The sequence below is a fragment of the Prosthecobacter sp. genome (assembly GCF_034366625.1).
Taxonomy (GTDB): domain Bacteria; phylum Verrucomicrobiota; class Verrucomicrobiia; order Verrucomicrobiales; family Verrucomicrobiaceae; genus Prosthecobacter.
In genome coordinates, this window is sequence record NZ_JAXMIH010000006.1 from 994,679 (window position 1) to 1,008,354 (window position 13,676).

Here is a 13,676-nt window from a genome sequence, read left to right on the forward strand (position 1 = left end):
TTGAGCCTTGGAGAACGGTCACTTCAACGGCCAGAACAGCGGTACCATGGTCAGCACCACGATGAGCATGACAAAGGTGAGGCCGCCACCCACCTTGATGAAGTCCGAGAAGCGATACTTGCCGGGGCCATAGACGAGGATGCAGGACGGCTCGAAAGGGGTCAACACGGAGGCGGAGGCGCTGAGCATGACACCGATGGCAAAAGCACGCGGACTGGCTCCCATTGAGGTGGCGGCCTGCATGGCAACAGGCAGGACGACGAGCGCTGCCGCCGCGTTCGACATCGGTTGCGTGAGCAGGATGGTAAGCACGCAGAATCCTGCAAAGACGGCAAAGACACCCCACGGCTGCAACCACCCGGTGATGGCATTGGCGATCATGGCTGCGGCACCAGAGCTTTGCATCGCCTCGCCAAAGGCCATCATACCGCCAATGAGGATCAGCAGCCGCCAGTCGATGTTGGCGTACGCGTTCTCCAACTTGATGCAACGCGTGAATACCGCCAGCAGCGCCACGATGACAAAGGCAATGGTCGCAGGCACCCACTCAAGACTGCTGACAAGCACGGCGAGCATGAATGAACCGAGCAGCATGAAGCCGCGTTTCCGCGTCTCCGCACTGAACTGATGCTGGGTGATGACGATCATCTCGCTGCCTTCCTCGAAAGCGCGGAAGCGTTCGCTGGGTCCTTGGAGCAGCAGCACGTCGCCGGCATGAAGTTTTTCGTCCGCCATGTGGTGCATCAGCCTGCGATCACCACGCATGAGAGCGAGCACGGAGAGGCCTGTGCGCTGGCGGAAGTTGTTTTCGCGCAGGGAGCGGCCAACGAAGCCGGAGCGCGGTGTGAGCACGACCTCAGCGACCTGCGCATCACGCATGTCGATGCCGGAGCTGCGCAGCGTGACATCTTCGAGAATGTCGATGCCTTCAATTTTCTTCACCTTGATCAAGTTCTCGACTTTGCCGGCGACCAGCACGACATCGCCTTCCTCGAAGTGGAGGTTTGGCCCCGCATCGAGCGGTTGGTCATCACGCTGGATCTTGATCACCTGAAACTCCAGGGCGGAGAAATCCGAATCGAAGGCTGCCTGACCGATGAGCGGAGAGTTCGGCAGAACAACCACTTCAGCGAGGTACTCGCGCATTGAATCACCGCTGGCAGCAGTGGCGGCGTCACGTTCCGGCACCAGGCGCGTGCCGATGAAAACCATGTAGAGGATGCCGGTGAGCAGGATCACCAGGCCAACCAGGGTGAACTCAAACATCCGAAACGGTGGCAGGCCCATTTTGATAATGGCGCCACTTACTGCCACATTCGTGGAGGTGCCGATCAGCGTGCAGGTGCCGCCCAGCAGCGAGGCAAAGGCCAGTGGCATGAGCAGACGTGACGGCGGGATGCGCAGCTTGCGTGCGAGACCCATGATCGGCCCCACGAACACTGCGGTGACGGTGGTGTTGTTCATGAAGGCAGACACACCGCCCACCACCGCCATCATGAAGGCCATCAGCCGTTTCGGTTGCGTGCCGAAAGTCTGTGCCAGCACCCCTCCCATCAGGTCCAGCACGCCGGTCTCACGCAACGCGGCACCGATCACAAAAATCGCCGCCAGCAGGATGATCACGCGATTCCCAAAGCCGGCAAAGGCCTGCTCCGCCGTCAGGATGCCGCACAACACCAGCACGCACAGCATCGCCAGCGTCACCAGATCCACGGAAATTTTCTCGGTGGAGAAGGCGATGACGGCGATGACGAGCAGTCCGATGACGATCCAAGGATCCATTTCATCATCTGTGGCGCAGGGAAATGCGCGGCTCAAGGAACAAGCCACGACAAAAAAGATTGGCGCAATGTTTTGGAAGCATCTCACAGCGGAGTGCGTTATTTCGCGCCCTTCATCATGCGTTTCATTTCCCGTCTCCTCATTGCCGCTGTCACACTCAGTTCATGCGCCTTTGCGGCACCCCGTGCGGAGCATGTCTTCATCATTAGCATCGACGGCGGCAAACCGCTGGTTATCGCGACTGGCGAAGCTCCCACGCTCAAAAGAATCGCCGCCCAAGGCGCGGTGACGTGGCAGGCGAGCACGATTTTCCCCTCGATCACGCTGCCCTCGCACACCTCCATGCTCACTGGCGTCGGGCCGGACAAGCATCAGGTGTTGTGGAACGGCTTCACGCCAATCAAGGGCTTCGTGAAGGTGCCGACGGTGTTTTCTCTGCTTAAAGCCGCTGATCCGCAGGCAGTGACCGCCATGTTCGTGGGCAAGATCAAGTTTCGTCACCTGTGGCTGAAGGATTCGCTCGACGTCTTCGACTTCGGCGGCCCGCAGTCATCCGCTCCCATCGCCGGCTCACCAGAGGTCGAGAAGGACAAGAAGCCCTCGCAACTGGTGGCGAAACAGACTGCGACCTGGCTCAAGGAGCATCAGCCGCGTCTTGCTTTCATCCACTTCGCCGATGTCGATACCGCTGGCCATAAGAGCGGCTGGGGATCGCCCGAGCAGAAAGAAGCGCTCCGAGTCACGGACCAGGCGCTGTGGCAGGTCTGGCAGGCGATCAAGGACGCGGGCATCGCCGATTCCAGCGTCATGCTCATCAGCGCCGATCACGGCGGCCATGACAAAACCCACGGCCTCGACATTCCCGACGACATGCTCATCCCTTGGGTAGCTTGGGGCAAAGGCGTGAGGAAGAACTTCAGCATCACCGACAAGGTCACCACCTACGACACCGCTGCAACGGCTCTCTGGCTGCTTGATGTGCCGGTACCGGCCGAATTCGACGGCAAGCCGGTGACGAGTGCGTTTGAGTGATGGATCACGGCTGTGGAAGAATTCCCGACCGTTTGGACGCTAGGTCTTGCCAAACCGAACCTGACTTCCTAACCTCGCGCCCACTATGAGCGAAAAATCACCTGTGAACTGGGCACAACTGGAGGCGAAGCCCGAATTCCGTGCCCTCCTCGCCCGCAAGTCGCGTTTCATCATCGGCTCCACGATCTTCTTCGTGATCTATTACTTCGCGCTGCCGGTGCTGGTGGGCTACTTCCCGGAGATGATGAAAAAGGAAGTCCTCGGACGCCTAAACTGGGCCTACCTCTTCGCCTTGTCGCAATTCTTCATGGCTTGGGCCATGGCTTTCATCTATACCCGCAAAGCCGCCCAGTGGGACAAAGAAGCCGCCGCCGTTGTCCACGGCCATTGATGACCTTCTTGACCACTCCTTGACTCTTTGACCTGATCTTCTCCCGCTTATGACCATTGCTGTTTGGATGTTTCTCGCCTTCGTCGTCGCGACGCTGGGCATCACTGTTTGGGCCGCCAAAAAGAACACGGGAGCCAGCGCCTATTTCGCTGCGGGCCGCAGCATCACCGGCTGGCAGAACGGTCTCGCCGTGGCGGGCGACTACATGAGCGCGGCGAGTTTCCTCGGCATCTCGGGAATGATCGCCTTTTTTGGTTACGATGGGTTCATGTATTCCGTCGGCTGGCTCGTCGCTTACCTGACGGTGCTCATCGTGGTCGCTGAACCGCTGCGCAATGCGGGCAAATACACCATGGCAGACTTGCTGGCCTACCGCCTCACGCCGCGTCCGGTGCGGGCGATGGCCTCGCTGAGCACGATCACCGTTTCCACTCTCTACATGGTCGCGCAGATGATCGGCGCGGGCACCTTGGTGAAACTGCTGCTCAAAGATTTGCCGTGGATCAGCACCGAGTGGGCCATCATCGGCGTCGGCGTGCTGATGGTCGTGTATGTCGTCTTCGGCGGCATGCTGGCGACGACGTGGGTGCAGATCATCAAAGCCATCCTGCTCATGACAGGCACAATCTTCCTGAGCATCCTGGTGATGAAGCACTTCGGCTACAGCTTCACCAAGTTCTTCGATGCCATCGCCCACCTCACCTACACCGACAAAAGCGGCGTCGAAGTGACCAAGAACTTCCTCGAACCCGGCATGAAATTCGGGGCCGATGTCACCAACGGCTGGGGACCGCTCGATTTGATCTCCCTAGGCCTCGCACTCGTGTTCGGCACCGCCGGACTGCCACACATCCTGGTGCGCTTTTACACCGTGCCAGATGCCAAAACCGCGCGTGTGTCTGTCGTGTGGGCGATGGTCATCATCGGCACGTTTTACATCCTCACCACCTTCCTCGGTTTCGGCGCAGCGACCATTTTGAAGCCGCACAACATCGTCACCGACAACATGGCCGCCCCGCAGCTCGCTGAATTCCTCGGCGGGCCGATTTTCTTCGCCTTCATCAGCGCCGTGGCCTTTGCCACCATCCTCGCCGTCGTTGCCGGTCTCACCATCAGCGCCAGCGCCTCCTTCGCGCATGATTTCTATTCCAACGTGCTTCATCACGGCAAAGAGAACCGTCCCGGCATGGAAGTCCGCGTTGCCCGCATCACCGCCTTCGTCGTTGGCGCCATCTCGATCTTCCTCGCGATCAAACTGCAAAACGTCAACGTCGCCTTCCTCGTCGGCCTCGCGTTTGCCGTCGCGGCAAGCGCAAACCTGCCCGTCATCGTGCTGAGCATCTTCTGGAAGAAATTCAGCACCACCGGAGCCGTGCTCGGTCTCGCTGTCGGCCTCGTGAGCAGCATCGTGCTGATCATCCTCAGCCCCAGCATCATGGGCATCGACGGCCCCGAGATCGTCGCCGCCAAGCGCCACCTCATTCAGGCCAACGCCATCTTCCCGCTCACCAATCCCGGCATTCTCAGCATCCCCCTCGGCTTCTTTGCCGCCATCATCGGTTCATTAATGAAGCGTGAGCCCGAAGCCGAAGCCAAATTCGCCGAACTCAAAGTCCGCGCCCACACCGGCCTCGGCTCCGAGAAGGCCACAGCGCATTGAGGTTTTCGACCACTACGTGCAGCACGGACACGGCTGCACGAAATGACCCGGCGCGATTTCTTTGAGCGTGAGATCCAGGCTCACGCTCTGTTCCCATTTGGGATGTCTCATGCGGTGCCCAAAGGCGCAGCCGGCGGGCGGATTGATCGGCGAAGGGACATCCCCTTGCAGGAGCTGGCGTTTGCGGCGTTTGGCCGGATCAGGCACGGGGATGGCATCCAACAGGGCCTTGGTGTAGGCGTGGCGGGGGTTGTGATAAAGCTCCTCCGCTGGGGCGAGTTCGACGATCTTGCCGAGATACATCACGGCGACGCGGTCACTCATGTGCTTCACCACGCTGAGGCCATGGGCGATGAAGAGGTAGCTCAGGCCCATCTCACGCTGGAGGTCGAGCAGGAGATTCAGCACCTGACTTTGCACGGAGACATCGAGGGCTGAGACAGGTTCATCGCAGATGATGAGCTTGGGCTTCAAAGCGATGGCCCGCGCAATGCCAATGCGCTGACGCTGGCCGCCGCTGAACTCGAAGGGGAAACGATCTGTCGCGCTCGCGGACAGGCCGACTTTGTCGAGCAGGTCGAGCACCCACTTCCGCCGCTCCTCCTTGGTGCCGAGCTTTTGCACGATGAAGGGCTCCTCCAAAATGTCGCGCACGGTGTGTCGAGGGTTCAGCGATTCGGCAGGATCTTGGAAGATCATCTGCACATGACGGCGCATCGGGCGCAGCGCACCGATACCGGCGTGCGTGATGTCCTGACCATCGAACTCGATTTTGCCGCTGGTGGGTTTGAGCAGACGCACGATGGCTTTGCCAAGCGTGGTCTTGCCGCAGCCGGACTCGCCCACGAGGCCAAGGGTTTCGCCTTCACCGAGCGTGAAGCTCACACCATCGACCGCTTTGCACGAAGCCACAGAGCGCCGAAGCACGCCGCCGCGAACGGGGAAGTGCTGCTGGAGGTTTTGGACGGTAAGGAGGCTCATGCGACGCAGATGGGGCAGTTCTCGACGAAATGGTTCGGTGCGATCTCGATGAAGGGCGGGCGATGGGTCAGATGCGCTGATGTGTGGTCACGACCCGAGCGTTCAGCGAAACGGCAGCCGGGTTTGAAGTCGGCGATGCCGGGGACATTGCCTGGGATGGCTCTGAGCAAGGTCTTGGGCTTGCTGTCGAGACGCGGGATGCTTTCCAGCAGGCCTTGCGTGTAAGCATGGCGCGGTTTGGCGAAGAGATCGAAGACACTGGCCTGTTCGACGATGCGTCCGGCATACATGACGGCGACTTCATCGCACACTTCGGCGATGACGCCGAGGTCGTGGGTGATGAGGATGACGCTCATGCCCATCTCCTTTTGCAGATCGGCGATGAGCTCCAGGATCTGCGCCTGCACGGTGACATCCAGCGCGGTGGTCGGCTCGTCGGCGATGAGGAGCTTGGGTTTGTTGATCAGCGCCATGGCGATCATCATGCGCTGCCTCATGCCGCCGCTGAGCTGATGCGGATACTCGTTGAGCCGTTGCGCTGGCTCCGGGATGCGCACCTTGATCATCATGTCAATGCTGCGGGAGAGCACCTCGGCCTTGCTGCATTCGGTGTGCAGCAGGATGGCCTCCGCGAGCTGTCTGCCGACGGTCTGCACGGGGTTCAGCGCCGTCATCGGCTCCTGGAAGATCATGGAGATGTCGTTCCCGCGAATCTTCTGCATCTCATCGAGCGGCAGCGTCACCAGATCACGCCCTTCAAAGCGGATGCTGCCGCCGAGAATCTTCCCGTGAGGCTGCGGAAGCAGGCGCGTGATGGAGAAAGCAGTGACGCTCTTGCCGCAACCTGACTCGCCGACAATGCCGAGCGTTTTGCCGCTAGGCACATCGAAGCTGATGCCATCGACCGCCGTCATGCGCCCCGCGTCCGTGTCGAACGCGGTGACGAGATTTTCGACCTGGAGGATGGGGCTGCTCATTTCGCTTTGTTGGCGTCAAAGACGCGCAGGGTTTCGCCAAAGTCGCGCCCGGTGCGGATGGCTTCCTTGGTTTCACGTTTCACATCTTCATCGATCCAGAACATGTGGGCATCCATCGGCTCGCGGCTTTTGCGCGCATTGCCTTTCTCAGGCCACCGCACCCAGCGCCAGGTCATGTAGCGATAAAACGGTGATTCCCAGGCCGGGATGGTGCAGGCACGGTCTTCGATGAGCTTGGCGAGCTGCCAGGAGAGACGCTGCACTTCTTCCTCGGTCTTCGCCTTGCGATGCTGGTCGATGAGCGGATCAAGCGCAGGATCGGCAGTCTGCGTCATGTTGTTGGTGTCGGTGACGATCTCGCGCTTGCCGTCCTTGCCGATTTTGAAGGCGTTGGCGCTGTGATAGTCGTCCCAGAAGCGCGGATAAGGCGGCTGCGCTCCGAATCCGGCAAAACCCATTTCGTGGTTCTTCTGGTCGAGCTTCTTGTACATCTGCGTGGAGTCGAGCCCCTCGACATTGATCTCCAATCCCGCCTTTTTGGCCTCTTCCTTCAGGCGCAGCATGATCGGCGTGATGGTGCCGGAGTTGAAGGTGGTAAGCGTGAAGGAAAGTTTTTTGCCCTCCGCGTTTTGCAAGATGCCATTGGGTCCAGCCTTGGTGAAGCCGGCCTTGGCGAAGTGCTCACGAGCTTTCACCGGATCGTAGGGCCGGGCGCGGAGATCAGGATTGGTGAACTTGCCGAAGCCTGACACCGTGCTGTTCATGCGCGTCTTGTCGCCACGGAAATCCACATCGATCACCTTCTGGAAGTTCATTGCGTAGTTGATGCCGAGGCGCACATCGAGGTTGTCGAGCGGCGGTTTGCTTTCGTTGATGCGGATGCCCCAAGTGACCTGCGGGTACTCGTTGTAAAACATGTGCCGCTCAATGTAGCCGTTGTAGATCTCGGGGACTTCCGCCTTGTCATACCAGTAGCGTGGCAGGCCGGCGAGATAGTAGTCAAACTGGCCCTGGCGGAACATCTCGAAGGCTTTGTCCTGGCTGGCGATGATCTTGTACTCCAGGAAGTCGCAATTGAAGATGTAACGATAGTGCTTCAAATCGCGCGCCCACCAGTCTTTGACCCGGCTCAGCGTGATGGAGCGACCACGCTTCATCAAAGCGGGGTCGATCACATAAGCCCCGGTCACCGGACAGATGCGCCACTGATAGCGTGCTGGGAAGTCAGGTCCGAGTTCACGGTAGAAGTGTTGCGGGCTGGGTGGAATCATCGCATACCAGATGGGGTCTGGTTTGGGCTCCGGAATCGTGATCGAGAAGGTGCGATCGTCGAACTTGGTGATCCCAGCATACTCCTTCGTGTACCAGTCATTGTACCAAGGGTCCTTCAGGTGCGTGCTGGTCATGACGAAGAAGGTCATGAAGAAGTCCTCCACCTCGACAGGCTGCCCGTCGGAATAGGTCAGCTTGTCCTGGAGGCGGAAATACACCGTCTTGCGGTCTTCGGAGACGGCCCATTCCTTCGCCAAGCCGGGAATCCAGACGTCCTCATCAGGATGACGCGTGATGAGGCTGATCTCGATGTTGTCATGATGCTCGCCACGGAAGGTGTTGCTCGCATCTGGGCCGACTTTGCGGAACGTCGGTGGGAAGGTCGGGTGCCAGTCGTGGAAGGTGCCGCCTTTCTTTGCGCGCGGATCGCCAAACTCCGGCACATCGGCGGCGTTTTCCCATTTCAGACTCGCTGGAAGATCAGCAGGCGTCTTCCACTGGAAGAAGTCCGGCTTCGATTTCCAGTAAGCGGTCACTTCCTCGGTGTTGTCGTAAGGCGGGAAGCGCGTGTCGTCTGAGTCAGAGCAAGAAACAACAAGTGCGGCACAGCTGATGAGAGCAGCTTTGCGAGCGAATGAAATCATGTGCCCAGTGCTCATCGGTAAGTCGTGAATTTCTTCGGATCAAAGGCCTCGCGCACGGCTTCACCGACGAAGGTGACGAGCACGAGCACGGTGGTCATCGCCACGAAGGCGCTGCTGACAATCCAGGGGTAATTGAAGTCCTCGGTGCCTTCATGCAGCAGGCGGCCCCAGCTTGGTTCTTCCGGCGGCAGACCGAAGCCGAGGTAATCCAATGCGGCCAGCGAGGTGATGATGGCCGACACTTCAAAGGGCGCGAGCGTCACAAGGATGGCGATGCTGTTTGGCAGGATGTGTTTGAAGATGATGCGACCCGTGCTGGCACCGAGAAGCCGTGCGGAGGCGACATAATCACGCGCTTTCTCCTTCATGGCCGCCGTGCGGATGTAGATCGTGGTGCCCATCCAACTGAACAGCGAGATGATGACCACCAGCAGAAACAGATTCGGACTGATGATCGAGCTGACGATCATCACGATGAACAGGAACGGCAGCACCGACCAGATCTCGATCAATCTCATGCCCACGAGGTCCAGCACGCCGCCGAAGTAGCCGAGCAAACCACCCGCCGCGACACCCACAACGAAAACGAAGGTCACAAACAGGATCGAAGCGATGATCGCCTGCTGCCAGCCGCCATAAAGGATGGCGAGCACATCTCCACCCATCGAAGTCGTGCCGAGGAAATGCCGATGCGCCCACGAGGGTGGTGAAGGCGGATAAACCACGGTTCGCATGGTTTCAGAGGCTTGCGACGCCAGCGCACCTGCTTTGCCATCGGTGAAGTCGGTGTAGGTGACGCGGGTGCCCTTGTCGAAGGTGGCTTTCTCCACCTGCTCGTTGTTCACATCCCAGCCAAGCATCTCACCCTGCTTCAAACCATGACGGAAGACCCACTCCTGGCGCTTCTGCTGCGGCTTGTCGCGAAACAGCGTGTAAGCGCGGCCATCGAAAGGTTTGGTTTCACTCGCCCGATAAGCCACACCCTCACGCAAAACGACCTCCTCGATGGTCTCCGGCGTGTCGAGCTTCGGATCATACGGCACGATGGGCATCAGCACCCAGTTCGCTGATTTGGACTCGTGGAACTGGCGCTGCAGCTCGCGATAATCCGTCTCCGACTCGTCTTTGAGGCCAAACGTGGTCGCAGGCTTCACGTCGGTGACGAACGGGAAGTAAAACTTGCCCTCATAGCGGACGACGAGCGCACGCTTGCCCACGATCAGGCTGTCGAGTGATCCCACCCCTACCAGAGCGAGTAGAACCAGGAAGGAGGCATGCCCGCGCTTGATCTCACGGAAGCGACGAAGTTGTTTCAAGGTCAGTGGACTCCAATGCCACTGCGTTTGACCGAGCCAGAGCAACCAGCCGCCTGTCAGCGCGAAGACTGCGAGCAAAATCCATCCCAGCCACGAACCGCCAAGAAATGGCACCTTGAACACCGGCACAGACAACGACAGCCCGCGAAACAACGCGCCAAGTGCCGCATAAGCAATAAAGGTGATGCCGGTGGTGCGGGGAGACATGAGTTAGTCAAAGCGAACGCGTGGATCAGTGAGCGCGACGAAGTAATCGGAGAGGATGTTGCCCAGCATGAGCAACACGACATCCACGACCAGGATGCCCATCACCAAGGGGTAGTCTCGATCCAGCAAGCTGTAATAGCCGAGCAGGCCGAAGCCGTTGATCTCGAAGATAAGTTCAATGAGCGTCGAGCCAGCCACAAAGATCGAGACGATGTGTCCCAGCGTCGTCGCCAGCGGGATGAGCGAGTTCCGCAGCGCATGAACGAGCACCGCGCGCTTGAAGCCCGCGCCCTTCGCCACCGCCGTGCGGACGTAATCGGCGGCGAGGTTGTCCATGAGGTTGTTTTTCACCAGCATCGTCATGAAGGCGAAGCTGCCGACCATGTAGCAGATCAGTGGCAGCACCGCGTGATGCATCACATCCCAGGCTTTGCCGCCGACCGTGAGCGAGGCGAAATTTTCACTGACAAAGCCGCCCGTGGGGAACCAGTTCAGCCGCGCGGCAAGATACACCACGAGCACGCTCGCCAGCACGAAGCCGGGGATAGAGTAGCCCACGAAGATGAGGATCGAGCTCGCATTGTCGATCACCGTACGGTGCTTGATGGCCTTCAAAATACCCAGCGGAATGCAGACGAGATAGCTGATGATGAAGGTGACCAGCCCGTAGAAAATCGAGATCGGCATGCGCTCGCGGATCATGTCCCAGACATACTCGTTGTAGCGCGTCGAGATGCCCAGGTTGCCTTGTAGCAGGCCGTCAAACTTCGGGCGGAAAACCTGTACACGTTCTTTTTCTTTCTCGGCACGAGTTTGCCACTCTTTTAGGCCGCTGGCGTCATCGGCGGACAGCTTGCCATCACGAGTCACCTTGGCCTGCGTGGTCCGGTAGGCGTTGTTCGGCTTCCATTGGTCACGCGGCAGCAACTCTTGAAGAGTCACAGGCATCTCCTGCTTGTCTTTGGCGAACTTGATGAACTGCTTGTCACCTTCCTTTGGCAGAATGCCCAGCCAGGCGAGGTAGGCGGGAAAGAACGACCGGTCGAAGCCATAATAGGCCGCCATCTCCTCCTTTTGCTCCTCACTGAGCGAGGCCCCCGCGTCCTTCATGCCGCGATCCCCCTGCTGCGCCGCCGCCTGTCGCAGCGCGGCTTCCAGCGGTCCGCCCGGAGTCACCCGCGTGATAAAAAACACCACCATCGTCGCTCCGATCAACGTCGGAATGATCAGCAGGAAGCGGCGGATGAAGTAATCGCGCATGCGGTGGTCGGAAGGGAGAGAATGGAAATCTCAAGCAGTACGGCGGTGGGCACAAGGATTTGTGTGCGAATTGCGGCGTGTTGACAGGATTAACGGCACGATGGATGGCTTGCACCGCATGAATTATCCGTATCTCCTCATGGGTCTGCGCTTGGCGCAGGCAGTTTGCCTGATGGTGTGCGTGATGGGGTGCGCGGAGTCGTTTGCGATCAAGAACGAGGCGGTGCCGGTGGAGATGGAGCGGCAGCTTCAGGCACAGGCAGTGCCTGCCTCCGAGATCAATGTGACCAAAGGTGGGCTGAGTGTGCGCACCCACAGCGTGCCGCCGCCGGAGGGTGTGCTGAAGGTGCCGATGTACTACGAAAACGGGATTCCACACATCAAGGTCAGTCTTAACGGGCGCAAACCGAAGAAGTTTATGCTCGATACCGGGGCGACCTTCAGCGTGTTCGATGCGGAGCAGGCGGTGGAGTATGGGCTGCGGACGGTGCCACAGGTGCGTCCGACCATGGCCGGCGTGCTGGGCCGTGAACCTGGCATGGCAGCGTTGATTCCCACAGTGCAGATCGGCCCTTGGAGGCTGGAAAACCTGCCATGCATCGTGCGCATGCAGCGCACGGCGTGGGGAACCGGCATTTTGAAGGAGCACCTGGGCATCTCTGTGCTCGGCGTGCATCTGGCGGCGAACCACTGCAAATACCTGACGCTCGATTTTTTGAAGGAGGAGGTCGAGTTTGGCTTTACCCGCAGTTATCCGGGCCAGCAGCGCAGGCATCTGCACAAGACGAGCTTCAGCATGAAAAACGGCGTGCCGACGACGGTGTTGAAGTATGGCAAGGTTGCCTGGGAAGCTGTGGTCGATTCCGGCTCTGTCTTTGGCGTGCAGCTTGATCAACGGGTGGCCCAAGTGCTCGGGTACAAGGATGGTGGCTGGCATGTGGGTGGAAACTACCTGATCACTGGCGTTGGCGGTGCGCAGACGCCGGATCAAGCGAAGGTGCGGGTGCTGGAGTTCATGGCACTCGGCTTGTTCGGATCGTACTACCCATTTGCCGAGGTGGACGTGATGCCGGGGCCGTCGCGTCTCGGAACCTACCTGTTGGAGGACTACCGCGTGACGTTGGACTTTGAGCGCAAACTGCTGTGGATCGAGTGGGGTTGAAGGCGTGCCGTTCCCGGACTGAAAGGCGTTTTTTTTGCGACGGAATCGCAACAGGACAAGCCATGCATACAAAAGTTCAAAAAAAACAAGATGACGGTTGCAAACCTGTTATCGCTTACCTATTCTGGAAATCCTTGTGAAATTTTTCACAAGCTCATCTGACGACATTTTTCTATGGGTAACTTTTTTCCGCGTTGGACCAACTGGCTGCCGCTCAAGGTAGCCATTGCCGTCGTGTTCATTGCCTTTGGCGTGAGTGTCGGCGTCGCCTATTACTTCACACCGAAATACACGCGCGTGGGTTATGAACCGACGCAGCCGGTGCCCTTCTCGCACAAGATTCACGCCAGCCAGCTCGGCCTCGACTGTCGCTACTGTCATTCGTTCGCAGAAAGCTCCAGCCACGCGAACGTGCCGACCAACCAGACCTGCTTCAACTGCCACGGTCCGGGCAAGGGCAACATCCGCAGCAACTCACCCAACCTCGCGCTCGTCGTGAAGGCCAACGAAACCGGCAAGTCCATCCCGTGGGTAAAAGTTCACAAGGCACCTGATTACGTTTACTTCAATCACAGCGCGCACCTCAACCGCGGCATCTCCTGCGTCTCCTGCCACGGCAAGATCAATGAGATGGAAGTCGTCCGCCACGACCAGCCGCAGTCCATGGGCTGGTGCCTTGACTGCCACCGCAATCCTGAGAAGAACCTGCGTCCGCTCGAATTCGTCACCAATCTGAACTACAAGGCCGGCGATCTGAAGCGCGCCGACTTTTATAAAGGCCTGCTCGACAAAAAGATCCCGGCTGGCGAGATCGCCACCGTGATCGCTGGCGAGAGCGGCAAGGCAGACAGCCTTGAGCAACTCCTCGCACTCGCCGAGAAAACTTACGGCAAAGAAGTGACCCAGACTGAAGTGGGCACCCAGATCAAGAAGCACTGGCAGATTCAGCCGCCGGAATCCTGCACCGCCTGCCACCGCTAACCCCGCGACCC

Annotated in this window: 11 protein-coding genes; 5 read left to right on the forward strand and 6 right to left on the reverse strand. The window is 59.1% G+C overall.

The window, feature by feature from the left end; translation table 11 throughout:
- Positions 1-18: 18 nt before the first annotated feature.
- Positions 19-1,782: an SLC13 family permease gene (locus U1A53_RS06850; protein ID WP_322279842.1), complete on the reverse strand. Its 1,764-nt coding sequence runs from the start codon at positions 1,780-1,782 to the stop codon at positions 19-21.
- A gap of 117 nt (positions 1,783-1,899) precedes the next feature.
- Here U1A53_RS06850 and U1A53_RS06855 point away from each other — a divergent pair, with 117 nt between their 5' ends.
- From U1A53_RS06855 to U1A53_RS06865, 3 genes are all read left to right on the forward strand, one after another.
- Entirely contained in the window at positions 1,900-2,814 is a 915-nt protein-coding gene (locus U1A53_RS06855) for an alkaline phosphatase family protein (protein WP_322279843.1), read from the forward strand.
- Between the two features lie 85 nt (positions 2,815-2,899).
- Positions 2,900-3,205, forward strand: a complete 306-nt coding sequence (locus U1A53_RS06860) for a DUF485 domain-containing protein (protein ID WP_322279845.1) — start codon at positions 2,900-2,902, stop codon at positions 3,203-3,205.
- 49 nt (positions 3,206-3,254) lie between these two features.
- Positions 3,255-4,865, forward strand: coding sequence for a sodium/solute symporter (locus U1A53_RS06865; RefSeq protein ID WP_322279847.1), 1,611 nt, complete (start codon positions 3,255-3,257; stop codon positions 4,863-4,865).
- 12 nt (positions 4,866-4,877) lie between these two features.
- Here U1A53_RS06865 and U1A53_RS06870 read toward each other — a convergent pair whose 3' ends face one another.
- Genes U1A53_RS06870 through U1A53_RS06890 form a run of 5 tightly spaced genes read right to left on the reverse strand, consistent with a single transcriptional unit; the run spans position 4,878 to position 11,522 of the window.
- Complete coding sequence (locus U1A53_RS06870; RefSeq protein WP_322279848.1) at positions 4,878-5,846, reverse strand: oligopeptide/dipeptide ABC transporter ATP-binding protein; 969 nt, start codon at positions 5,844-5,846, stop codon at positions 4,878-4,880.
- The gene (locus tag U1A53_RS06875; RefSeq protein WP_322279849.1) at positions 5,843-6,823 is read right to left on the reverse strand and encodes an ABC transporter ATP-binding protein; all 981 of its coding nucleotides are present in this window, start codon (positions 6,821-6,823) and stop codon (positions 5,843-5,845) included. The genes U1A53_RS06870 and U1A53_RS06875 overlap by 4 nt, the downstream gene beginning before the upstream one ends.
- The gene (locus tag U1A53_RS06880) at positions 6,820-8,739 is read right to left on the reverse strand and encodes an extracellular solute-binding protein (protein ID WP_322279850.1); all 1,920 of its coding nucleotides are present in this window, start codon (positions 8,737-8,739) and stop codon (positions 6,820-6,822) included. The genes U1A53_RS06875 and U1A53_RS06880 overlap by 4 nt, the downstream gene beginning before the upstream one ends.
- Positions 8,740-8,750: 11 nt before the next feature.
- A complete protein-coding gene (locus U1A53_RS06885) occupies positions 8,751-10,262 on the reverse strand; it encodes an ABC transporter permease subunit (protein ID WP_322279851.1) in 1,512 nt (503 codons plus the stop codon).
- 3 nt (positions 10,263-10,265) lie between these two features.
- Entirely contained in the window at positions 10,266-11,522 is a 1,257-nt protein-coding gene (locus U1A53_RS06890) for an ABC transporter permease (protein WP_322279852.1), read from the reverse strand.
- A gap of 118 nt (positions 11,523-11,640) precedes the next feature.
- Between U1A53_RS06890 and U1A53_RS06895 the strand changes: the two genes are divergently transcribed.
- Complete coding sequence (locus U1A53_RS06895) at positions 11,641-12,684, forward strand: retropepsin-like aspartic protease (RefSeq protein WP_322279853.1); 1,044 nt, start codon at positions 11,641-11,643, stop codon at positions 12,682-12,684.
- A 174-nt stretch (positions 12,685-12,858) separates the two neighbouring features.
- On the forward strand, positions 12,859-13,665 hold the full coding sequence (locus U1A53_RS06900; protein ID WP_322279854.1) for a cytochrome c3 family protein: 807 nt from the start codon (positions 12,859-12,861) through the stop codon (positions 13,663-13,665).
- Positions 13,666-13,676 lie beyond the last annotated feature (11 nt).